The organism is Rhodococcus sp. PvP016, assembly GCF_017832185.1.
Taxonomy (GTDB): Bacteria; Actinomycetota; Actinomycetes; order Mycobacteriales; family Mycobacteriaceae; genus Rhodococcoides.
The window spans coordinates 299,547-318,288 of sequence record NZ_JAFIBH010000001.1; the positions used below are offsets into that span (position 1 = coordinate 299,547).

Sequence of the window (18,742 nt, forward strand, 5' to 3'; positions counted from 1 at the left end):
CCAGGCAGGAAGAGCGTCTCAGGCGCCCGAGAAACCGCTGGCGACGACGAGGACGACCACCACCACGGCGGACGTCAGGAGCAGCAGGGCGAATACCTCGGCGAGAGGGTTCCGGCGGTCGTTCGTGTCGTGCCCGACCGTCTGTCGTGGGGTCATGGAGATCCTCCGATCAGGGTGTGTCCGATCGTCAGAACCATAACGCCACTTCTGTAACTCAGGTCACATCTGTCACGGCGTGTCGCAGGTCAGCGCGGCGATCTCCGGGAGAGGAAGTACTCCGACGACTCGCGGCGATGCATCAGGTACACCGCACCCGCGGCGGCGACTGCCTGCAGGATCCCCAGAACCGCGGTCACCAGAGCGATCGCGCCTCCCGAACCGAGGCCGAAGAGCGTGGGAATCGTGGTGACGACGATGACCACACCGATCGCCGTGAGAACTGCACGTGCCCAGAGCTTTCCCGCCCGCATCTTGCGCACCACCAGCAGGACGAGCCCCGCGATCAGCACCCCGACGATCAACGACAGCACCATGGCCACGACGAGCACGGTGTCCGCGGTCTCGGGCGGCAGTGCCAACGACGGGTCCTGCGCTTCGAGGTCCGTCAGGAACGCGTCGAGAAAGGCGTCACGATCGGTGAACAAGGAGTAGAGCCCGATGAGCATCGAGAGCAGACCGATGCCGATCACGCCGAACCACAGGTGGCGCGCCGTCTCGATGTCGACCGGCGCCTCGCTGTTCTCCGGTGACCGCATCGGCTGCATCGCGCTCGGGGGCAGACCCTCGGGGTGCCAGTTGCCCTGCGGCTGCTGCCACTGCGGCTGCTGACCCCACTGTGGCTCTCGACCCCACTGCGGCTGCTGACCCTGCGGATCGTGGGGGTCGTGGCGAGGGTCCTCCGGGTTGCCGCCGGGGCGCTGGTCGTTCACAGCCGCGTCGCGATCTCGGTGGCCCAGTAGGTGAGGACGATGTCGGCGCCGGCTCGGCGAATGCTGGTAACGGACTCCATGATCGCCGCGTCACGGTCGATCCACCCGTTCTGCGCGGCGGCGGTGATCATCGCGTACTCCCCCGAGATCTGATACGCGGCGACGGGCACCGGCGACGCGTCGGCCACGTCTCGCAGGATGTCGAGGTAGCTCATCGCGGGCTTCACCATCACCATGTCGGCGCCCTCGGCGATGTCGAGGTCGAGTTCGCGCATCGACTCGCGCCGATTGGCCGAATCCTGTTGGTAGGTCCGGCGATCGCCGCGCAACGTCGACCCGACGGCCTCGCGGAACGGACCGTAGAACGCGGAGGCGTACTTCGCCGTGTAGGCCAGCTGACCCACGTCGGCGAATCCGGCGGTGTCGAGGCCCTCGCGGATCGCGCCGATCTGCCCGTCCATCATGCCGCTCGGGCCGAGCAGGTGAGCGCCCGACTCAGCTTGCGCCACAGCCATGTCCACGTAGCGCACCAGCGTGGCGTCGTTGTCGACGCTGCCGTCCGCGGCGAGGACGCCGCAGTGACCGTGGTCGGTGAACTCGTCGAGGCACGTGTCCGCCATCAGGACGGTGCTGTCGCCGAGGTCGTCCCGGAGCCGACGCAGCCCCTTGTTCAGGATGCCGTCGGGATCCGAGGCCATCGACCCCTGCCCGTTCTTGTCCTCCGGACGCGGAACCCCGAAGAGCATCAGACCGCCGACGCCGGCCCGCACGGCCTCGTCGGCCGCGGCGGACAGCGAGTCCGGCGTGTGCTGGACGACGCCGGGCATCGAGCTGATCTCCCGCGGGGAGTCGAGGCCGTCGGCCACGAACATCGGCAGCACGAGATGCCGCGGTTCCAGCGACGTCTCCGCCACCAACCGGCGGATGGCAGGGGTACGACGCAGTCGCCGGGGACGGTCTACGGGGAACACGGAACCCTCACTTCGTTCGGCCGTGCGCCCTTTGCGTATCCCTGGATGCGCAAAGGGCGCACGGGCGGGTCAGCGCCTACGGGACTTCTTGCGCGGAGGCGGCAGGGCACCCTCGGCGCGCAGTCGTGCAGCGTGCTCGGCCAGTGCCTCGACCAGCGGTCCGACCTGAGCCGTCTCGGGCTGCACGTCGACACGCAGGCCGAACTCGACGGCCGTCTCGGCGGTCTTCGGTCCGATGCACGCCACGAGGGTGCGCGCGTGCGGCTTGCCGGCGATGCCGACGAGGTTGCGCACGGTCGAGCTCGACGTGAAGCACACGGCGTCGAAGCCGCCGGTCTTGATCATCTCGCGGGTCTCGGCGGCCGGCGGCGCAGCGCGCACCGTGCGGTACGCGGTGACGTCGTCGATCTCCCAGCCACGCTCGCGGAGGCCCTCGGCGAGGGTCTCGGTCGCGATGTCGGCGCGCGGCAGCAGGACCCGGTTGACGGGGTCGAACACCTCGTCGTACGGCGGGAAGTCCTCGAGCAGCCCGGTGGAGCTCTGCTCGCCGGACGGGACGAGCTCGGGGTTTATGCCGAACGAACGGACCTTCTCGGCCGTCGCCTCGCCGACGCAGGCGATCTTGACGCCGGAGAACGCGCGAGCGTCGAGTCCGAACTCCTCGAACTTCTCCCACACCGCGCGCACCGCGTTGGTGGAGGTGAACACGACCCACTGGTAGCGGCCGTCGACGAGGCCCTTGACCGAGCGCTCCATCTGCGCGGGGCTGCGCGGCGGCTCGACGGCGATGGTCGGCACCTCGATGGGGATGGCGCCGTGCGTGACCAGACGCTCGCTCATCTCGCCGGCCTGATCCTTGGTGCGCGGCACGAGGACGGTCCAGCCGTACAGCGCGCGGCTCTCCCACCAGGACATCTTGCTGCGCTGCGACACGACCTTGCCGACCGTGACGATGAGCGATCCCACGAGCTCGGATCCCGCGTCGTTCAGCGTCGCGAGGGTCGCCTCGACGGTGCGCTGCTGACGCGTCGTACCACGGACGGTGATCGCGACGGGTGTCTGCGGCGCCAGGCCGTGCTCGACGAGCGCGCTGGCGGTCTCGGCGAGGTGGCCGGACGTCGCGTGCAGGACGAGAGGTCCGGGTGCCGCGGCGAGCGACGCCCAGTCGACGTCGCCCCGGACGTCGGCCTCGGTGTGCTCGGAGCCCAGTGCCATGCCGGCGTAGCTCGGCACCGCGGACCCCGCGGGGAGGCCGGGAACGACCTCGAACTGCACCTGGGTCCGCGCCACGGCGGTGACCTCGGCGATGACGGAGTCGGTGGTCAGCGGATCACCCGAGACGAGCCGGACCACGTCGTGGCCGTTCTTCGCCTCGGCGACCAGCGTCTTGGCCACCTCGGCGGGCTCGCCGAGCGCCGGACGCACGTCCACGCCGTTCTCGCCCGTCTCGGCATCGGCCGGGACAGCGGTGCCCACCAGGGCGATGACGCCCTTGTCGACGTCGGGATCGGTGAAGGCCATCTCGGCGATCGCCAGCGCGTCCCGCGCCCGGACGGTGAGCAGGGCCGGGTCGCCCGGTCCGGAGCCCACGAACAGGATCCGTCCCGGGGTGTTCTTGCGGACTCGGCTCATGATTCGTTCTCCAGTGCAGTCTGTTCCGCGTACTTGTCGCGGAAGCGGATCTCGATCTCGGTGGCGGGACCCCGCTTGGGGATCAACCGCGATGTGGCGATGCGCTCGTACCGTCCCGGACGGGGTGTCACGCGTCGCCCGGGCAGGCCGCCACGTCTGTGTCGGCTCGCGGTCCCGACGACGCTCAGCGCCCTCTGCTCACGCATCGATCGACTCGCCTTTCTCGGTACCGCCCGGTCTCTGGGTCGAGGCGGCGGTGGACGAACTGGAGGGCTCGGTGACGGCGACCAGGTCTCGGGCGCCGAGATCGAGAAGTTCTCGGGCGACGCGGCGGCCGATGCCGTCGGCGTCGTCGACGGGCCCCACTGCGGAGGCTCGGATCACGTCGGAGCCGTCCACCGCCGCGGCGCAGCCGCGCAGGGACAGTTCCTCGAAGACTCGGCCGTCCTCGTCGATGGACTCGACGACCTCGGCGATGGCCCCGACCGGAGCGGTGCAGCCGGCCTCGAGCTCGGCGAGCAGGGCCCGCTCCGCCGTCACCGAGGCGCGCGCCGCGGGATCGTCGAGGGTCGCGAGCACGGAGGCCAGATCGTGGTCGTCGGAGCGGCACTCCACTGCGAGTGCGCCCTGAGCGGGAGCCGGCAGGAACTGCACCGGCTCGAGAGCCTCGGTGACGACGTCCAGACGATCGATTCGCGCCAGTCCGGCACGGGCCACGACGACGGCGTCGAGCTCACCCTTGGTGACCTTGCCGATGCGGGTGTCGAGGTTGCCGCGCAGGGGCTGGACGTCCAGGCCGAGGCCGAGTGCGCGCAGCTGGGCGATACGTCGCGGTGCGGACGTGCCGACGGTGGAACCGGCGGGCAGTTCGCCGAGCACCAGTCCGTCGCGCGCCACCAGGGCGTCACGCGCGTCCTCGCGCTGCGGGATCGCGCCGATGGTGAAACGCTCGTCCTCCGCCGTCGGAAGATCCTTGTAGGAGTGCACGGCGACATCGATGGTCTTGTCCGCCAACGCTTCCCGCAGGGCAGCGGTGAAGACGCCCACGCCGATCTCCTGCACCGGTGCGGCCGACTTGTCGCCCGCGGTGGTCACGACGACGAGCTCGGTGCGGACACCGGCGGCCGTGATGGCAGCGCGGACGGTCTCGGCCTGCGTGGTGGCGAGCAGGCTGCCGCGGGTGCCGACACGCACCACACGATCACCCAGTGCAGCGGCGTTCGCGATCATTCCGTACCCCGCTCGTGGGAGAGGGTGAAGTCGTCCGCGAGGGCGGCGGTGGGGTTGTCCGTGTCCACGGCCGTGGCGACCTCCATGGGCGACGCGACGGCCTGCACCGTGCTCGGCGACAGCTCGAAGAGCTCCCGGAGCGCCTCGGCGTAGGAGTCACCGCCCGGCGTGGTGGCGAGTTGCTTCACCCGCACGGTGGGCGCGTGCAGCAGCTTGTCGACGACGCGGCGCACGGTACGCGCCACCTCGTCCCGCTGTGGGTCGGCCAGATCGGGCAGCCGCGAGTCGAGCCGCATGAGCTCCGACTCGACCACCTCGGCGGCCCGCTGACGCAGCGCCGTGACGGTCGGGGTGACCTCGGCGAGGCGCTGTCCGGACAGGTAGGAGGCGAGCTCGGCGGCCACGATGTCGCGGGCCGCACGCTCGTCGGACGCCGCGGCGCCGGCCGCGGGGTCGTGCTGGAGCGACTCCATGTCCAGGACGGTGACGCCGGGCAGGCCGGCGACGGCGTGCTCGACGTCGCGGGGCAGGCCCAGGTCGCAGATCACCAGCGGGCGAGCCTGCGTGTCGCGCTGCGCGAGCGCGCGATGGGCGTCGGCAATGGTCACGACGGCACCCACCGCACCGGTACAGGTGACGAGGATGTCGGCGTCCGCCACCGTCGCGGACAGCTGGTCGAGCGTGATCGCGAACGACGTGACGCCGCCCGCTGCGGCGGTCTCGGACAGGTGCTGGGCGCGACTCTGGGTGCGGTTGGCGACCGCGATGCTGCCGATGCCGGTGCGCGTCAGATGGGCGACGGAGAGTCCGCCCATCGCGCCGGCGCCGAGGACGACGGCCTTCTTGCCTGCGAGACCACCGAGCGCGTCGGCGGCTCGATCGAGCGCGACGGAGACCACCGAGGCTCCCGCCTTGTCGATGCCCGTCTCGGAGTGGACCTTCTTGCCGACCCGCAGCGCCTGCTGCGCCAGCTCGTGCAGCGCGCGGCCCGATGCCTGCTGAGCGTCCGACGCCGCGTAGGCGGCACGGATCTGCCCCAGGATCTGCTGCTCACCGATCACCATCGAGTCGAGACCACCGGCGACGGCGAACAGGTGCTCGGCCGCGGCCTCGCTGTAGCGCACGTAGGCGTACTTCGTCAGCTCGGCGAGCTCGAGACCGGAGTGCTCGGACAGCAGTGCACCGAGGTCGGTCAGGGCGCCGTGGAAGGCGTCGACCACCGCGTACACCTCGACGCGGTTGCACGTCGAGACGATCATGACCTCGGAGACATGCGGCGACATCATGATCTCGTCGGTCAGTTTCGGGCGTTCCGTGTCGCTGACGGCGATACGTTCGAGCACCGAGACGGGAGCGCTTCGATGCGAAATCCCGAGGAGAAGGACACTCACGGTGCTATCACCGATCCGTTTCTACTAGCGGGGGTGACCGTCCGGGGATCACGACAGACCGGACGGGCGGGACGGATGCGCGGTGCCTTGTGGGCGTTCGCGAACGAGAGGACCTGCAGCTCCACGGCGAGATCGACGCGGCGGAGATCGACGTGCGGGGGCGTCACCGGATCGGTGGACGCGAAACTGAGGATGCAGTCGATGTCGGCCTCGACGAGGGCGTCGACGGCGGACTGGGCGGCAGCGTCCGGCGTGGCGACGACGCCGACGGTGGCGCCGAGCTCGGCGGCGACCTCGACCAGCCGATCGACGTGCAGAACGGTGAGCTGCGAGTAGCCGTCGTCGGCGTTGCCGACGGTGATCTCACGGCCCACGACGGCCGGATCGTTGTCGAACAGGGCGACCATCGTGAAGCCGCGACGACTGAACCCGTCGTACCCGACCAGTGCGGTGCCGAGGTTGCCGGTGCCCACCAGGACGACGCGGTGACCGCGATCCAGACCGAGCGCCAGCTCGATACGCGCCCGCAGGCGAGCGACGTCGTATCCCACTCCGCGCACACCCATCGGGCCGAGGAACGAGAGGTCCTTGCGCAGCGTGGCCGAGCCGACCCCGGCGGCCGTCGCGAGGTCCTCGCTGGAGACGATCATCACTCGGGTGTCGGTGAGCGAACTCAGTACCCGGAGATACCCCGCGAATCGGGTGACCGTAGCCTGGGGCACAGCGCGAGACACAGCACCACCGTCGCGGCCGGAGTCGGACACGGCGCCGGAGCGCGCGATACCGACGCCGGGCAGGCGGCGTTGTGAGGTCACGTCGAAGGCTCCTCGTCCGACGGCACGCCTGATGACAGGCATGCGGTCTCCACGGTCATCCGAGGATCGGCGGGCCACGCACAGGACCGTGGTACCTGTGACGCAGGGTTCGTCGCCGACCCCTTTCTTCTCTCCACGGTAACCTCTCGTGGAGGGATGAACAAAGTCGCCGACCCGTGTAGTAGGATCCCGCGCCCCCGAGTCGACGGCCGCACGCACCGACGGTGACGACCGGCCCGGGTCAGTTCTCCAGATCGCGCCGCAGCCGGGGCACGTCGACGTCCCAGTAGCTGTGTTCGCGGCCGTCCAGCAGCACCACCGGCAGCCGGTCCCCGTACTCCGCCCGCAGGTCAGGGTCCTGCGCGGCCACCGCGTCGACGTCGACCGACTCGCAGGCCACGCCGTACTCCGCGCACAGGGGAACGAGCACGCGCAGGGCGGCGTCGCACGCCCCGCATCCGGCGCGTGTCAGCAACGTCACGGTGCGTACCGGGCTGGTCATGAGTCGAGTGTCTCACCGCCTCGCGCACGCGGTTAGGGTGGATCGGCAGGACCGGGACGGCCCGCGCCCGTGGGACGACCGGTCGAGGTGGGGAGGTGCACCGTGCCCGATCAGCATGATCCGGACGACGCACATGCTGCTGTCACGCCCGATTCGGAACTCACCGAGTCACCCGAGGTGATGGACGAGTCGCGGGACCGTCGACTCGTCGACCCGGAGGAGGCCGAGAAGCAGGTCCGTCGACGGATCCGCAATCCCCTCGGCCCCACCGCCGCCCAGATCCGCGCCAAGCTCGCCGGTGAGGCCAGCGCCGATGCCGCCATCGCACTGCAGGCCGAGAGCGCCGAGGCAGCCGACGACCACGTCAGCACGGTTCCGCGCGATCTCACCGCGGCCGCGTTCTTCGACGTCGACAACACGATGGTGCAGGGCGCGTCGATCATCCACTTCGCCCGCGGGCTCGCGGCACGCAAGTACTTCACGTCCAAGGACGTCTCGGAGTTCGCCTGGCAACAGATCAAGTTCCGGGTGAGCGGCAAGGAGAACCTGGGCGACGTCAGCACCGGCCGCGAGAAGGCACTGTCCTTCGTCGAGGGTCGGTCCACGGCGGAGATCGTGCGCCTCGGCGAGGAGATCTTCGACGAGATCATCGCCGACCGCATCTGGGCCGGCACCCGCGCTCTCGCGCAGATGCATCTCGACGCCGGCCAACAGGTGTGGCTCGTCACCGCGACCCCCGTGGAACTGGCGTCCATCATCGCCAAGCGCCTCGGCCTGACCGGCGCGCTGGGCACCGTCGCCGAGAGCAAGGACGGCGTCTTCACCGGGCGCCTCGTCGGCGACATCCTGCACGGTCGCGGCAAGGCCCACGCCGTGCGGACCCTCGCCGTCCGCGAGGGCCTCGATCTGCGGCGCTGCACCGCCTACTCCGACAGCCACAACGACGTGCCGATGCTCTCACTCGTCGGAACGGCCGTCGCGGTCAACCCCGACGCGGACCTGCGCGAGCTCGCGAAGAACCGCGGATGGGAGATCCGCGACTTCCGCACCGGCCGCAAGGCCGCCAAGATCGGTGTCCCCACGGCTCTCGCACTCGGAGCTGTCGGCGGTGGCGTCGCCGCCGTACTCGGCCGCCGCAACTTGTGAACCGACCGACCTCCGGCCTGCCCGCGCCCGTCACCCGACCGGCCTCCGGCCTACCCGTGACAGCGGTCGTCATCGGTGCGGGTGTCGGCGGACTCGCCACCGCCGCCCGCCTGGCCCACCGCGGTGTCCAGACCGTCGTGCTCGAGCAGTCGCACGATCTGGGCGGGAAGCTCGGCATCGTCCGGCGAGACGGTTTCTCGTTCGACACCGGGCCGTCGCTGGTCACCATGCCGCACGTGTTCGACGAACTGTTCGCGCAGACCGGAGGGCCGTCGGACCTCACGTTCGACCGGCTCCCGGTCGCGTGTCGCTACCGCTTTCCCGACGGCACCGAACTGGACATGCCCGGTCGCGCGGAGGAGATCCCCGCCGCTCTGGACGCCGCGCTCGGAGCCGGCACCGGTGCGCAGTGGTCCCGGTTCTCCGAGCGTGCCGAGCAGATCTGGGACGCCACCCACGAGGCGTTCCTCGAGTCGCCCATCGGCCCTCGCGAACTGGTGTCGTTGTCGCGACGGGTGGGCGATCTCCGCACCATCAGCCCGTGGTCGTCGCTGCGCGGTCTCGGTCGGCAGTACCTCACCGATCCGCGGCTCGCGATGATGCTCGACCGCTACGCCACCTACACCGGCTCGGATCCGCGGCGCGCTCCGGCGGCCCTCGCCACGGTGCCGCACGTCGAGCAGCGTTGGGGGTCGTGGCACGTTCCCGGTGGGCTGCACCGCATCGCCGAGGCGATCGCCGACCGCGCGACGTCGCTCGGAGCGGAGATCCGCACGGGTGTCACGGTGACGGGTGTCCGCGTCGAGAACGGACGCACCACCGGCGTCGACACCACGCACGGACCCGTCGCGTCCGACATCGTCGTCGCGAACGCCGATGCCGAGCAGGTCTACCGGTCTCTGGTCCCCGCCACGCGGCGCACCGTGCTCGCCCGGCGGCGCCTCGACGCGACCACCGCCAGCCTGTCCGGCTTCGTGATCCTGCTGGCTCTGCGGGGCCGCGACGCCGACACCCCACACCACCGGGTGCTGTTCCCGGACGACTACGACGCCGAGTTCGACGCCGTCTTCGGCACCCGCACGCGGCCGGCGCACCCCGCCGACGCCCCGACCGTCTACGTCAGCGCCCCCGACGATCCGGCTCTGCGCCCGGACGACGACACCGAGGCGTGGTTCGTGCTCGTCAACGCCGCGCGGCACGGCACCGGTTCCTCGGCACTGGTCGACTGGGACGCCCCGGGACTGGCGGAGGGCTACGCCGACCGCATCCTCGACGTCATGGCGTCGCGCGGAGTGGACGTGCGCGACCGAGTGCTGTGGCGGGAGATCATCTCCCCGGCAGACCTGATGCGGCGCACCATGACTCCGGGCGGGTCCATCTACGGAACGTCGTCCAACGGGGCAACGGCCGCGTTCCTGCGCCCCGCCAATCGCTCACCGATTCCCGGCCTGTTCCTGGTCGGTGGATCGTCGCACCCCGGCGGTGGACTCCCGCTGGTGACGCTGTCGGCACAGATCGTCGACGAGCTGATCGCCGACGCCTTCTAGCCGAGGAAGACGTTCCGGCGCCGGGTCAGCAGCCGGTAGAGCGTCTGCTGGATCGTCTCGCGCACGCGGTCGGTGACCTCGAACAGTTCCATCGGGTCGTCGGCGGCGGACGGCTCGTAGGACGTGGTCTCGATGGGCTCGCCGAACTCGATGTACCACTTCGACGGCAGCGGGACGAGACCCAGCGGGCCGAAGTGCGGGAACAGGGGCGTCACCGGGAAGTACGGCAGGCCGAGCACCCGCGCGAGCGTCGTCAGGTCACCGATCTTCGGGTAGATCTCCTCGGATCCGACGATCGAGCACGGGATGATGGGCGTCTGGGTGCGCAGCGCGGCGGAGACGAAGCCACCGCGGCCGAAGCGCTGCAGCTTGTAGCGCTCACTGAACGGCTTGCCGATGCCCTTGAACCCCTCCGGGAACACCGCCACGACCTCGCCGCCACGCAGCAGTCGCTCGGCGTCGGGTTGACAGGCCAGGGTGTGGCCGGCGCGGCGCGCGATGCTGCCGACCAGCGGAGTCTCGAACGCGAGGTCCGCGGCGAGCATCCGCAGCGCGCGGTGCTGCGGGTGGTGATCCCGCATGGCGACCGAGGCCATGAGTCCGTCGATCGGGATGACACCCGCATGGTTCGAGACCACCAGGGCGCCGCCTTCGGCGGGCACGTTCTCTATCCCGCGGACCTCGACGCGGAACCACTTCTCGAACAGCGGTCGCAGCGCCGGAAGCCAGACGGAATCGGCGAAGTGGGGGTCGTAGCCGAACTCGTCGACCTCGTAGTCGCCCGACAGCCGCGTCCGCAGGAAGTCCGCTCCCCCGGCGACACGGTCGACGAGGGCACGCCGCACCGACTCGACGGCCGACGGGAACTCGCCGACGTCCGGCGTCGCGTGCGGTGCCGGCGCCTCGGGCACGACCAGAGGCGTCCGCGTCTCGACACTCGGCATCATCGAGGGCGAAGGCGACGGGGACGCATAGGACGAGGGGTGCCGGCCGCGGACGTCCGCCGGGTCGCTGCCGGCGCGTGGCCCACCGTCGGGCGTGGACTGCCGGAGGCGATCGAACGACTTACCGTGCAGCGGAATAACTTTGGCCACGTCGGTCACCTTCCCGCTCCGGCCGGCAACGACACGGGCGACGGGTGCGCCCCGGGGGATGCACCGCCCAACAGTCCGATGACGCGATTCTCGATCGCGTCGACCCATTCACGCCGGATCACCGGCGTCAGCGCGACTCCGCGCACGAAGTCGTCGAACGCCTGCACGGTGGTCCACCGTGGGGTGAATCCGAGGACGTTCTTCATCCGGGTGGTGTCCACTCCGCATCCGAAGTTGAAGTAGTCGAGCTGCTCGGCCGAGAAGTCGCGCATCAGCGATCCCATCACCGCCTTGCCGGTGGTGCGGAACAGGGCCATGGGCACCGGGAGTTCCACGCGGCCGGCCCGGCGGATGGCCTGCGACAGCATGATGATACCGTCCGCCGCGATGTTGAAGGTGCCCGCGGGACCGGCCAACGTGGCGCGTTCGAGTGCGGAGAGCGCGTCCTCCTCGTGCAGCAACTGCATGCGCGCATCGCGACCGAGGATCGACGGGGTGACCGGCGAGGTGAGGTAGCGCGAGACGGATCCGTTGAGGCGGGGTCCGATCATGGGGGCATTGCGCAGGATGCTGACGTCGATGTCCGGACGACGACGACCCAGCCCACGGGCGTAGCCCTCGGTCTCGATGGCGTCGCGGGCGAAGCCGCCCTGCGGACGCGACCGCGCGCCCATCTCCTCGGTGAACTGCGCCGGATCCTTCGCACTGCAGCCGTACACCGCCGTCGACGATCTCAGCACCACGTGCCGCACCGTCGGCGACTTCTGGCAGACGGCGAACAGCTGCATCGCCCCGAGGACGTTGAGGTCCTTCATCACCGTGCGGCCACCGCCGCTGGGCGGCCGGGACAACAGCGACGCGTGCACGACGGTGTCGACGCCCGCGTTGCGGATGACCTTGCCGATCAACGGGTTACGGATGTCCGCCCGTACGAACTCGGCGCGTCCCATCCGCCGGATCATGTCCTTGGTGGGAGCCACGGCGTCGACGGCCACGACCCGCTCGATCGACGGGTTCTGCGCCAGTCGCATGGTGAGGTATCCGCCCAGGAATCGGCTCGCTCCCGTGACGAGCACGACGCGTGGAGCGTCGCGCCCGGTGTCGTCAGAGCTCACCAGACCCCCTCGGTTTCTCCTGCGGCCACCGCTCGCGCGGCACCACACACGCCATGGTGTCACGAACCCCGCGTGCGCGCTCCGGCACGAGAAGAACCGGCTCGCGACACCTGGATACGACAACGCCCGCGAGGACGGTCGAAACTCGATCCTCGCGGGCGGAAGTCGTCGCGATCCCTACCGGATCACTTACCCAATTTCCTGCGCTGAACGCGGGTGCGGCGAAGCAGCTTGCGGTGCTTCTTCTTCGACATGCGCTTGCGACGCTTCTTGATCACTGAACCCATGCGGGTGTCCTCGCGTTCTTTCGTCTCTGTACAGCTGCACTGCTGATACCGCTGCTGGTGCTGTTCGGTCGTCGGCGGACACGGCAGTGACGGGACTGCGCGCTCACGCGACTCAGCCCCATCATACCCAGCTCACACGACCACCCTCGACCGGCCTCCGCAGCAGCGGCGCACGCCCGAACCATCCGATTCCGGTGAACCGTGCCGATGCCCTTCCCCGGGCATGCACCGTTCCACGTGGAACAGACGGGACGAGGCGTACGTCAGCCTGCGTCGAAGTAGGACGTCTCCAGGTAGTCGTGCACCGCCTTCGCATGCACTCGGAACGAGCGTCCCACCTGCACAGCAGGCAGTTCACCGTTCTTGATCAACCGGTAGACCGTCATCTTCGACACGCGCATGAGAGCCGCCACCTCGGCGACCGTCATGAACTGGGTCTCGGACACGCTCGGTTGGCCGTCGCGCTTCGGGCTCTTGCCCGAACCGGCCGGCTTGTTGACAGATTCCATGTATTCACTTACCTCCGGCACGCCCGCGCTGCCGGCTTCCCCTCCGGCAGAACAGACACGCACGTGCTGCAGCGAGCTTAGCGGGACTCGAGTGACAAAAGCGACGGGTGGGGGGACCAATATTTATTCGGCCGCTGATCCGAGCGCCGTTCCCCGTTCCTTGGCGGCGTCGATCGCGTCGAGAAGCGCAGCTCGGAAGCCCTTTCGCTCCAACTGGGCGATGGCCGCGGCCGTGGTGCCGCCGGGAGACGTCACACCGGCGCGGAGCTCCTGCGGTGACTCGTCGGAGCGATCGAGCATCGCCGCGGAGCCCACCATCGTCTGGACCACCAGTGTCGTGGCGGTGTCGCGAGGCAGTCCGAGGCCCACGGCGGCGTCGATCATCGCCTCGGCCATGAGGAAGAAGTAGGCGGGTCCGGATCCGGAGACGGCGGTGACCGCGTCGATCTTGTCCTCGGACACGACGGCCGTCTTCCCGACGGTGCCGAGCAGCTTGCGCACCGTCTCGATGTGCTCGGAGCGGGCGTGCCTGCCGGGGGCCAGCACGCTCATCGCCTCGCCCACCAACATCGGGGTGTTGGGCATGACACGGACGATCGGGATGCCCGCGGGCAGCTTCGGCTCGTAGCGCGACGCGGTGACGCCGGCGGCCATCGTGACGATGATCTGCTCGCGCTCCCCGTTGAGCTCGGCCTTGGACATCTGGGTGATCACCGAATCGACGTCGTCGGGCTTCACCGCGACGACGATGACGTCGGCGCCCTCGATGGCGTCGATGACGCTGGTGGTCCGGATGCCGAACTGGGTGGCCACCGCGTCCGCGCGTGCCGGGTACTTCTCCGCCAGCACCACGTTGCCGGTGGGTAACCCGCCCTCGATCAGTCCCGCGATCAACGCCTCACCGATCCGGCCGCCGCCGATCACCGCAATTCTCGTCATGCGCTCAGCGTGCCATGCCCCGGGTGGCGGTCGGCAGGGTGTCGCGGTCCCTCGGTCGGAGCTCAGGTCGCGAGCGGCACCATGGCCAGCTGTCGGCTCTGCACCACCACGGCACCGGTCGCGTCGACGATGGTGTGGTCCTCCTCGAACCAGGAACCGCCGAGCACGGTGCTCGACGACTTCACCCGCAGCCAGCCGGGAGCCGGGGTGTGGCGCAGGTACGTCGTGAGCTGGACCGTCGGAGCCCAGCCGAAGAGGCCGCGATTCATCGTCACGGGCGGGCAGATGTCGCCGGCCATGATGGCGAACAGCGCCGCGGTGACGGGATCGTTCTCGTCGTCGGGCCGCGGCCGGACCCACATGCGGATCTCCGCCGACCCCCGCGCGCCGGTCAGGAAGTGCGCGGCGGTGGAATCGAGACGCATGTCACAGCCCGTGGCGACGTGCACGACATCGGCCATCGGGTGTCCGGGCGCCACTCGGGCGGCCGAGTTCGGTGGCTCGACGGCCATGTCGAGGACCGACGCCAGGGACGACTCGTGCTCTTGGTGTACGGGCGCCCCGTTGTCCGGCGTGCCGAGCGTGACCACGCTCCGCACCGCGGGACGGCCGTTCTGCAGCAACACCGCGTCGACGTGCACCACGCGCCGACCACGCTTGAGCACCGACGTCTCGACCGTCACCGGGCCGGGATCGGGCGCCGCGAGGTAGCTGGCGCTGACCGCGAGCGGAGTCAGCTCGACCGGGTCGTCGTCCAGCGCGAGACGCTGCGTGGCGGCCGCGGCACAGACACTCATCATCGCGCCGCCGTGCACCTTGGGGCCGATGGTCCACGTCGGGTCGATGCTGCCCTCGAACAGATCCGTGTCGGTGCGCTCGAGTGTGGTGAGGGTGCGGAACGGGGCGTCGGTCACTGGTCGCTCGAATCTGTCGTCGGGAAGGTCGCATGACGGTCGGGAAGGCCGGAGGCCGGCCGGGTGAGTTGGTCGGGAAGGCCGGAGGCCGGCCGGGTCAGTTGGTCGGGAGAGCCGGTCGGGGCGAAGTGCTGCTGGGCGAGGTCGTGGTGCGCGAGGCGGCGCAGTGCGGTGACGACCGGTTCGTAGAGCACCGTCCCGAGCACGGCGAAGCGCACGGCCGCGCGGGGCTCGGTGTGGTCGAGCACCCGCGCCCACTCCCCCTCCGCGATGACGCGCACGGCACGCGCGTACGCGACGACGTCGTCGTCGGAGAGCGGGACGCCCGCAGCATCGGCGGCGGCGAGGGAGTGGTCGAGCTGACGAGCGGCAGAACTGTCGATCGGGAGACCGGCGGCAGCGTGGCCGAGCCGTTCCAGGATCCGCGACGTACGCGGCGCCGGACCCGGGTCGATTCCGTCCTGCCCCGCGTCGTCGAGGTAGGGCGGGAGCGCGCCGAGCGCCCGGCTCATCGCGGGATGGACGTCGCCGGTCGCCTCGTCGAGGGCGGCGAGCACCGTCCTGATCCGTCCGAGAGGAAGGGACGCGCCGGTCAGAGCCTTGATCAGCCGGAGTCGGTCGAGGTGCTCGTCGGTGTACTCGGACACCGTCGCCGCACCGACCCCGGGCATGAGGAGCCCTTCGCGGAGGTAGAACTTGATCGTGGGTCGCGGGACTCCGGATCGTTCGACCAGCTCGGACATGCGCATTGGTCGAACTCTAGACCACAGTGGATAGTGCGACTATCCGAGGTGCAGGACTTCAGTGGTGCAGGACGTCAGAGGTGCTGTCGGGCGAACGCCAACGATCGTTCGAGTGCGGCCGACCGCTCGGTGGCGGTCCGCGCGTTCTGGGTGTTGATCTCGAGAACGGCCTGACCGTCGAAGCCGCGCGCGACCAGCGCCTGGCAGACCTCCGCGACCGGCTGCGTGCCGTCGCCGGGCACGAGGTGCTCGTCGACGGAGGCGCCGCGGCCGTCCGCGAGGTGCAGGTGCTTGAGCCCGGCGCCCATGCGCTCGGACAGCGCCACGGCGTCGAGCCCGGACGTCGCGGTGTGCGAGAAGTCCAGCGTGTAGTGCTGGTGGCCCACGTCGGTCGGGTCGTAGGACGGCGCGAACGCGGTGAACCCGATGCCGGGCTTCCCGCCGCGCTTCTCTAGCCGCTTCACCGAGCCTGTACCCGCACCGAAGAGCCTGTCCGCGCGCATCGGGAACATGTTCTCGACGGCGACGACCATGCCCGCGTTGTCGGACTCGAGCTCGGCGACCTGGTCGGGGAAACCGTCGGCGTAGATGCGTTGCCAGCGGAACGGCGGGTGCACCACCACGGTGGACGCGCCGAGCGCCTCGGCTGCGTGGACCGAGCGCACCAGCTTCGAGACCGGATCCGAACCCCACACCCGCTGGGTGATCAGCAGGCACGGTGCGTGCAGCGCCAGAATCGGAACGCCGTACGCGCGGCTGAGCTGCTTGATCGCACCGACGTCCTGGCTGATCGGCTCGGCCCACACCATGAGTTCGATCCCGTCGAAGCCGAGTTCCGCGGCGAAGCGGAACGCGGACTCGGTGTTCTGGGGATAGACCGAGGCCGTGGACAGCCCCACCGGAACGTGCCGGCGACCGGACGTCGTCACGTGGTGCTGAGCATGAAGGCCAGCGGGCCCAGAGTGACGAATCCGCCCACGACCACCGCCAGCAAGATCGACACGATGTCGTCGGTGCGGCGCAGCACCCGCACCACGGCCACGAGCCCGACGATGACGAAGAACGCGAGGACCAGCGCGACCCAGGGCAGCATCTCCCACAGCCGCTCGAATCCCTTGAACAGGAGCGCGCCGAGCACGATCGCCACGATGCCCTGGCCGATCAGCGACAACCACTGCTTGACCGGGCTGCGGGACTTCGACGGCGCCACCGGTGCGTCCTCGACGGGTTCCGCATCGGTGGGGGTTGCGAGAGCGGCGTCGTCCGTCGGGTCGTCCGCGGCGGTCGTCGTGTCAGGAGCCTCGGCATCCTCGGTCACTGCCGGGACGATCGTGGTCACCGCGTCGTTCTCGGCCGTGACCTCGTCGGCGTCGACCTCCGGCTCGGCCGGCGTCGACCGCTGCTGGTCAGGAGTGCCGGGTCGGTCGGGAGCGGAACGTTCCGTCGCCGGTCGCTCGGGTGCGAGCGCACGCTCCTCGGTGGAGGCCCGCAGGCGATCGACCGCCATGGACGGAGCACCGGAGAACAGCGCCGGCTCGGGCCGAGCGGATCGGGCGGCACCGAACGCGGGGGTCGGGCGGGTCTGCTGCTCGCGGCGGCGGTCGTCGATCCGGGGCGTGGTCCGCGTGGGCTCCGGTGCCGGGGCGGGCCGCTCGGGGTCGGCATCGCGGGTCGGTTCCTCGGCCTGCTGCGGCTGGTCCTGCGGTGACTGGGTCTCGGGCGACGCATCGGTCTCGTCGTCGGGTGCCTCGGCCGGGGTCTCGTCGCGGACGATCGGGATCTCACCGGTCAACTCGGCGACGGAGATCCCGCCGGCCATGCCGCGTCGACGTCGACCACCACCGGACTGCGTGCCCACCTTCGCACCGTTGCGCGCCAGCAGTTCGGCCACCGACACCTGTCCGGTGTCCGCAGCGCCGTCGTTGTTCTCGTCGCTCATGTCTCTCGACTCTCCACCACTTCGCCGAACGTCTCCGTGTCCAGCTTGCGCAGGATCAGTCCCTCACGCAGAGCCCACGGACAGATCTCCAGCGAATCGATCGACAGTGCGCGCATGCTCGCCTCGGCGACCAGTGCGCCGGCAACCATCTGCCTCGATCGATCCGCGCTCACACCTTCCAATTCTGCACGGTCCGCCGAGGTCATCCTCGAGATGAAGGAGATGACCTGGCGAAGTCCGTCGGCGGTCAGGGTTCTGACCACCCGCGGACCGGCAGCCGACGGTGCGGCTCCGGTCAAGCGTGCCAACGAGCGGAACGTCTTCGACGTTCCCACCGCACGGTCCGGGACCCCGGGCTCGAGAAGCTTCCGGGCCGGCTCGACCAGTTCCGCGTCGAGCCAGTCGCGGAGAACGGCGACGCGTCGCTTACCGGGCGGGTCCTCGGACAGCCAGTCCCGCGTCAGGCGACCCGCGCCGAGCGGAACGGACATCGCGACGTCGGGGTTCTCGTCGATCCCCGTGCTGAGCTCGAGGGATCCGCCGCCGATGTCGAGGTCGAGGATCCGGCCGGCGCTCCAGCCGTACCAGCGACGCACGGCCAGGAACGTCAGCCGCGACTCGTCCTCGCCCGAGAGAACCTGCAGGCTGACGCCGGTCTCGTCGCGCACTCGGTTCAGCACTGCGGTCGAGTTGCGGGCGTCGCGGACGGCCGAGGTGGCGAAGGCCATGAGCTCGCCGCAGCCCGACGACGTGGCGATGGACGAGAAGTCGGCGACCGTCCGCACCAGTCGATCGGAGCCGGACTGGGTGATGTCACCGGCGTCGTCGGTGTTCTCCGCCAGGCGCAAGGCAGCCTTGGTGGAGCTCATCGGTGTCGGGTGTCCGCCGCGATGGGCGTCGACCACGAGCAGATGAACCGTGTTGCTTCCGACGTCGAGCACCCCTAACCGCACAGGGAACACCGTACTGGGTCTAGCGTCGTGGCTTGTGACACGTGCTGACAAGGCGGGTAGGCCGGAGGCCGGCCGGGCCGCAAAGC

General features: G+C 70.0%; 21 protein-coding genes. 2 read left to right on the forward strand and 19 right to left on the reverse strand.

Going from position 1 to position 18,742, the window contains the following annotated elements; all coding sequences use genetic code 11:
- Nucleotides 1-18: 18 nt before the first annotated feature.
- The 9 genes from JOE30_RS01205 to JOE30_RS01245 all read right to left on the reverse strand — a co-directional run bounded on the left by JOE30_RS01205 (nucleotide 19) and on the right by JOE30_RS01245 (nucleotide 7,470).
- Nucleotides 19-156, reverse strand: a complete 138-nt coding sequence (locus JOE30_RS01205; RefSeq protein ID WP_204869050.1) for a hypothetical protein — start codon at nucleotides 154-156, stop codon at nucleotides 19-21.
- Between the two features lie 89 nt (nucleotides 157-245).
- On the reverse strand, nucleotides 246-929 hold the full coding sequence (locus JOE30_RS21140; protein ID WP_204869051.1) for a DUF5336 domain-containing protein: 684 nt from the start codon (nucleotides 927-929) through the stop codon (nucleotides 246-248).
- Nucleotides 926-1,900: a porphobilinogen synthase gene (gene hemB, locus JOE30_RS01215; RefSeq protein WP_204869052.1), complete on the reverse strand. Its 975-nt coding sequence runs from the start codon at nucleotides 1,898-1,900 to the stop codon at nucleotides 926-928. Before hemB ends, JOE30_RS21140 begins: the two co-directional genes overlap by 4 nt.
- Nucleotides 1,901-1,969: 69 nt before the next feature.
- Complete coding sequence (locus JOE30_RS01220; RefSeq protein WP_204869053.1) at nucleotides 1,970-3,532, reverse strand: bifunctional uroporphyrinogen-III C-methyltransferase/uroporphyrinogen-III synthase; 1,563 nt, start codon at nucleotides 3,530-3,532, stop codon at nucleotides 1,970-1,972.
- Nucleotides 3,529-3,738 (reverse strand): hypothetical protein, encoded by a 210-nt coding sequence (locus JOE30_RS01225; RefSeq protein WP_155956936.1) that lies wholly within the window; start codon nucleotides 3,736-3,738, stop codon nucleotides 3,529-3,531. The genes JOE30_RS01220 and JOE30_RS01225 overlap by 4 nt, the downstream gene beginning before the upstream one ends.
- The gene (gene hemC / locus JOE30_RS01230; RefSeq protein WP_204870673.1) at nucleotides 3,731-4,729 is read right to left on the reverse strand and encodes a hydroxymethylbilane synthase; all 999 of its coding nucleotides are present in this window, start codon (nucleotides 4,727-4,729) and stop codon (nucleotides 3,731-3,733) included. Before hemC ends, JOE30_RS01225 begins: the two co-directional genes overlap by 8 nt.
- A gap of 29 nt (nucleotides 4,730-4,758) precedes the next feature.
- Nucleotides 4,759-6,153: a glutamyl-tRNA reductase gene (locus JOE30_RS01235; protein WP_204869054.1), complete on the reverse strand. Its 1,395-nt coding sequence runs from the start codon at nucleotides 6,151-6,153 to the stop codon at nucleotides 4,759-4,761.
- A complete protein-coding gene (locus JOE30_RS01240) occupies nucleotides 6,150-7,010 on the reverse strand; it encodes a redox-sensing transcriptional repressor Rex (RefSeq protein WP_204869055.1) in 861 nt (286 codons plus the stop codon). The genes JOE30_RS01235 and JOE30_RS01240 overlap by 4 nt, the downstream gene beginning before the upstream one ends.
- A 199-nt stretch (nucleotides 7,011-7,209) precedes the next feature.
- On the reverse strand, nucleotides 7,210-7,470 hold the full coding sequence (locus JOE30_RS01245; RefSeq protein WP_027504505.1) for a glutaredoxin family protein: 261 nt from the start codon (nucleotides 7,468-7,470) through the stop codon (nucleotides 7,210-7,212).
- 180 nt (nucleotides 7,471-7,650) lie between these two features.
- On the opposite strand from JOE30_RS01245, the gene JOE30_RS01250 reads away from it, so the two are divergent.
- Together JOE30_RS01250 and JOE30_RS01255 are read left to right on the forward strand one after the other, a co-directional pair.
- On the forward strand, nucleotides 7,651-8,616 hold the full coding sequence (locus JOE30_RS01250; RefSeq protein ID WP_204870674.1) for an HAD family phosphatase: 966 nt from the start codon (nucleotides 7,651-7,653) through the stop codon (nucleotides 8,614-8,616).
- A 56-nt stretch (nucleotides 8,617-8,672) separates the two neighbouring features.
- Nucleotides 8,673-10,163: an NAD(P)/FAD-dependent oxidoreductase gene (locus JOE30_RS01255; RefSeq protein WP_204870860.1), complete on the forward strand. Its 1,491-nt coding sequence runs from the start codon at nucleotides 8,673-8,675 to the stop codon at nucleotides 10,161-10,163.
- Here the strand turns inward: JOE30_RS01255 and JOE30_RS01260 are convergent.
- The 10 genes from JOE30_RS01260 to JOE30_RS01305 form a co-directional block, all read right to left on the reverse strand.
- Nucleotides 10,160-11,266 (reverse strand): lysophospholipid acyltransferase family protein, encoded by a 1,107-nt coding sequence (locus JOE30_RS01260; RefSeq protein WP_307806019.1) that lies wholly within the window; start codon nucleotides 11,264-11,266, stop codon nucleotides 10,160-10,162. The two genes, JOE30_RS01255 and JOE30_RS01260, sit on opposite strands and share 4 nt — an antisense overlap.
- Nucleotides 11,263-12,375, reverse strand: a complete 1,113-nt coding sequence (locus JOE30_RS01265) for an NAD-dependent epimerase/dehydratase family protein (RefSeq protein WP_275581374.1) — start codon at nucleotides 12,373-12,375, stop codon at nucleotides 11,263-11,265. Before JOE30_RS01265 ends, JOE30_RS01260 begins: the two co-directional genes overlap by 4 nt.
- Nucleotides 12,376-12,557: 182 nt before the next feature.
- Entirely contained in the window at nucleotides 12,558-12,659 is a 102-nt protein-coding gene (locus tag JOE30_RS01270) for a 30S ribosomal protein bS22 (protein WP_003402602.1), read from the reverse strand.
- Between the two features lie 263 nt (nucleotides 12,660-12,922).
- Nucleotides 12,923-13,168, reverse strand: coding sequence for a helix-turn-helix domain-containing protein (locus tag JOE30_RS01275; RefSeq protein ID WP_204869057.1), 246 nt, complete (start codon nucleotides 13,166-13,168; stop codon nucleotides 12,923-12,925).
- Nucleotides 13,169-13,291: 123 nt separating this feature from the next.
- Nucleotides 13,292-14,107, reverse strand: coding sequence for a pyrroline-5-carboxylate reductase (gene proC, locus JOE30_RS01280; protein WP_204869058.1), 816 nt, complete (start codon nucleotides 14,105-14,107; stop codon nucleotides 13,292-13,294).
- A 62-nt stretch (nucleotides 14,108-14,169) separates the two neighbouring features.
- Nucleotides 14,170-15,021, reverse strand: coding sequence for a thioesterase family protein (locus JOE30_RS01285; protein WP_204869059.1), 852 nt, complete (start codon nucleotides 15,019-15,021; stop codon nucleotides 14,170-14,172).
- Nucleotides 15,018-15,770, reverse strand: a complete 753-nt coding sequence (locus tag JOE30_RS01290) for a MerR family transcriptional regulator (RefSeq protein ID WP_204869060.1) — start codon at nucleotides 15,768-15,770, stop codon at nucleotides 15,018-15,020. The genes JOE30_RS01285 and JOE30_RS01290 overlap by 4 nt, the downstream gene beginning before the upstream one ends.
- Nucleotides 15,771-15,838: 68 nt before the next feature.
- Nucleotides 15,839-16,693, reverse strand: a complete 855-nt coding sequence (locus JOE30_RS01295; protein ID WP_307806020.1) for a sugar phosphate isomerase/epimerase — start codon at nucleotides 16,691-16,693, stop codon at nucleotides 15,839-15,841.
- A complete protein-coding gene (locus tag JOE30_RS01300; protein ID WP_204869061.1) occupies nucleotides 16,690-17,703 on the reverse strand; it encodes a Yip1 family protein in 1,014 nt (337 codons plus the stop codon). The genes JOE30_RS01295 and JOE30_RS01300 overlap by 4 nt, the downstream gene beginning before the upstream one ends.
- Complete coding sequence (locus tag JOE30_RS01305) at nucleotides 17,700-18,656, reverse strand: Ppx/GppA phosphatase family protein (protein ID WP_056073899.1); 957 nt, start codon at nucleotides 18,654-18,656, stop codon at nucleotides 17,700-17,702. Before JOE30_RS01305 ends, JOE30_RS01300 begins: the two co-directional genes overlap by 4 nt.
- Between the last annotated feature and the right edge of the window lie 86 nt (nucleotides 18,657-18,742).

What these genes read in the sequence shown, in the direction of transcription:
- JOE30_RS01225 (WP_155956936.1), bottom strand. Translation starts at nt 3,738, where the DNA reads ATGCGTGAGCAGAGGGCGCTGAGCGTCGTCGGGACCGCGAGCCGACAC.
- JOE30_RS01220 (WP_204869053.1), bottom strand. Translation starts at nt 3,532, where the DNA reads ATGAGCCGAGTCCGCAAGAACACCCCGGGACGGATCCTGTTCGTGGGC.
- JOE30_RS01300 (WP_204869061.1), bottom strand. Translation starts at nt 17,703, where the DNA reads ATGAGCGACGAGAACAACGACGGCGCTGCGGACACCGGACAGGTGTCG.
- JOE30_RS01240 (WP_204869055.1), bottom strand. Translation starts at nt 7,010, where the DNA reads ATGCCTGTCATCAGGCGTGCCGTCGGACGAGGAGCCTTCGACGTGACC.
- JOE30_RS01270 (WP_003402602.1), bottom strand. Translation starts at nt 12,659, where the DNA reads ATGGGTTCAGTGATCAAGAAGCGTCGCAAGCGCATGTCGAAGAAGAAG.
- JOE30_RS01250 (WP_204870674.1), top strand. Translation starts at nt 7,651, where the DNA reads ATGGACGAGTCGCGGGACCGTCGACTCGTCGACCCGGAGGAGGCCGAG.
- JOE30_RS01290 (WP_204869060.1), bottom strand. Translation starts at nt 15,770, where the DNA reads ATGCGCATGTCCGAGCTGGTCGAACGATCCGGAGTCCCGCGACCCACG.
- proC (WP_204869058.1), bottom strand. Translation starts at nt 14,107, where the DNA reads ATGACGAGAATTGCGGTGATCGGCGGCGGCCGGATCGGTGAGGCGTTG.
- JOE30_RS01205 (WP_204869050.1), bottom strand. Translation starts at nt 156, where the DNA reads ATGACCCCACGACAGACGGTCGGGCACGACACGAACGACCGCCGGAAC.
- JOE30_RS01245 (WP_027504505.1), bottom strand. Translation starts at nt 7,470, where the DNA reads ATGACCAGCCCGGTACGCACCGTGACGTTGCTGACACGCGCCGGATGC.
- JOE30_RS01275 (WP_204869057.1), bottom strand. Translation starts at nt 13,168, where the DNA reads ATGGAATCTGTCAACAAGCCGGCCGGTTCGGGCAAGAGCCCGAAGCGC.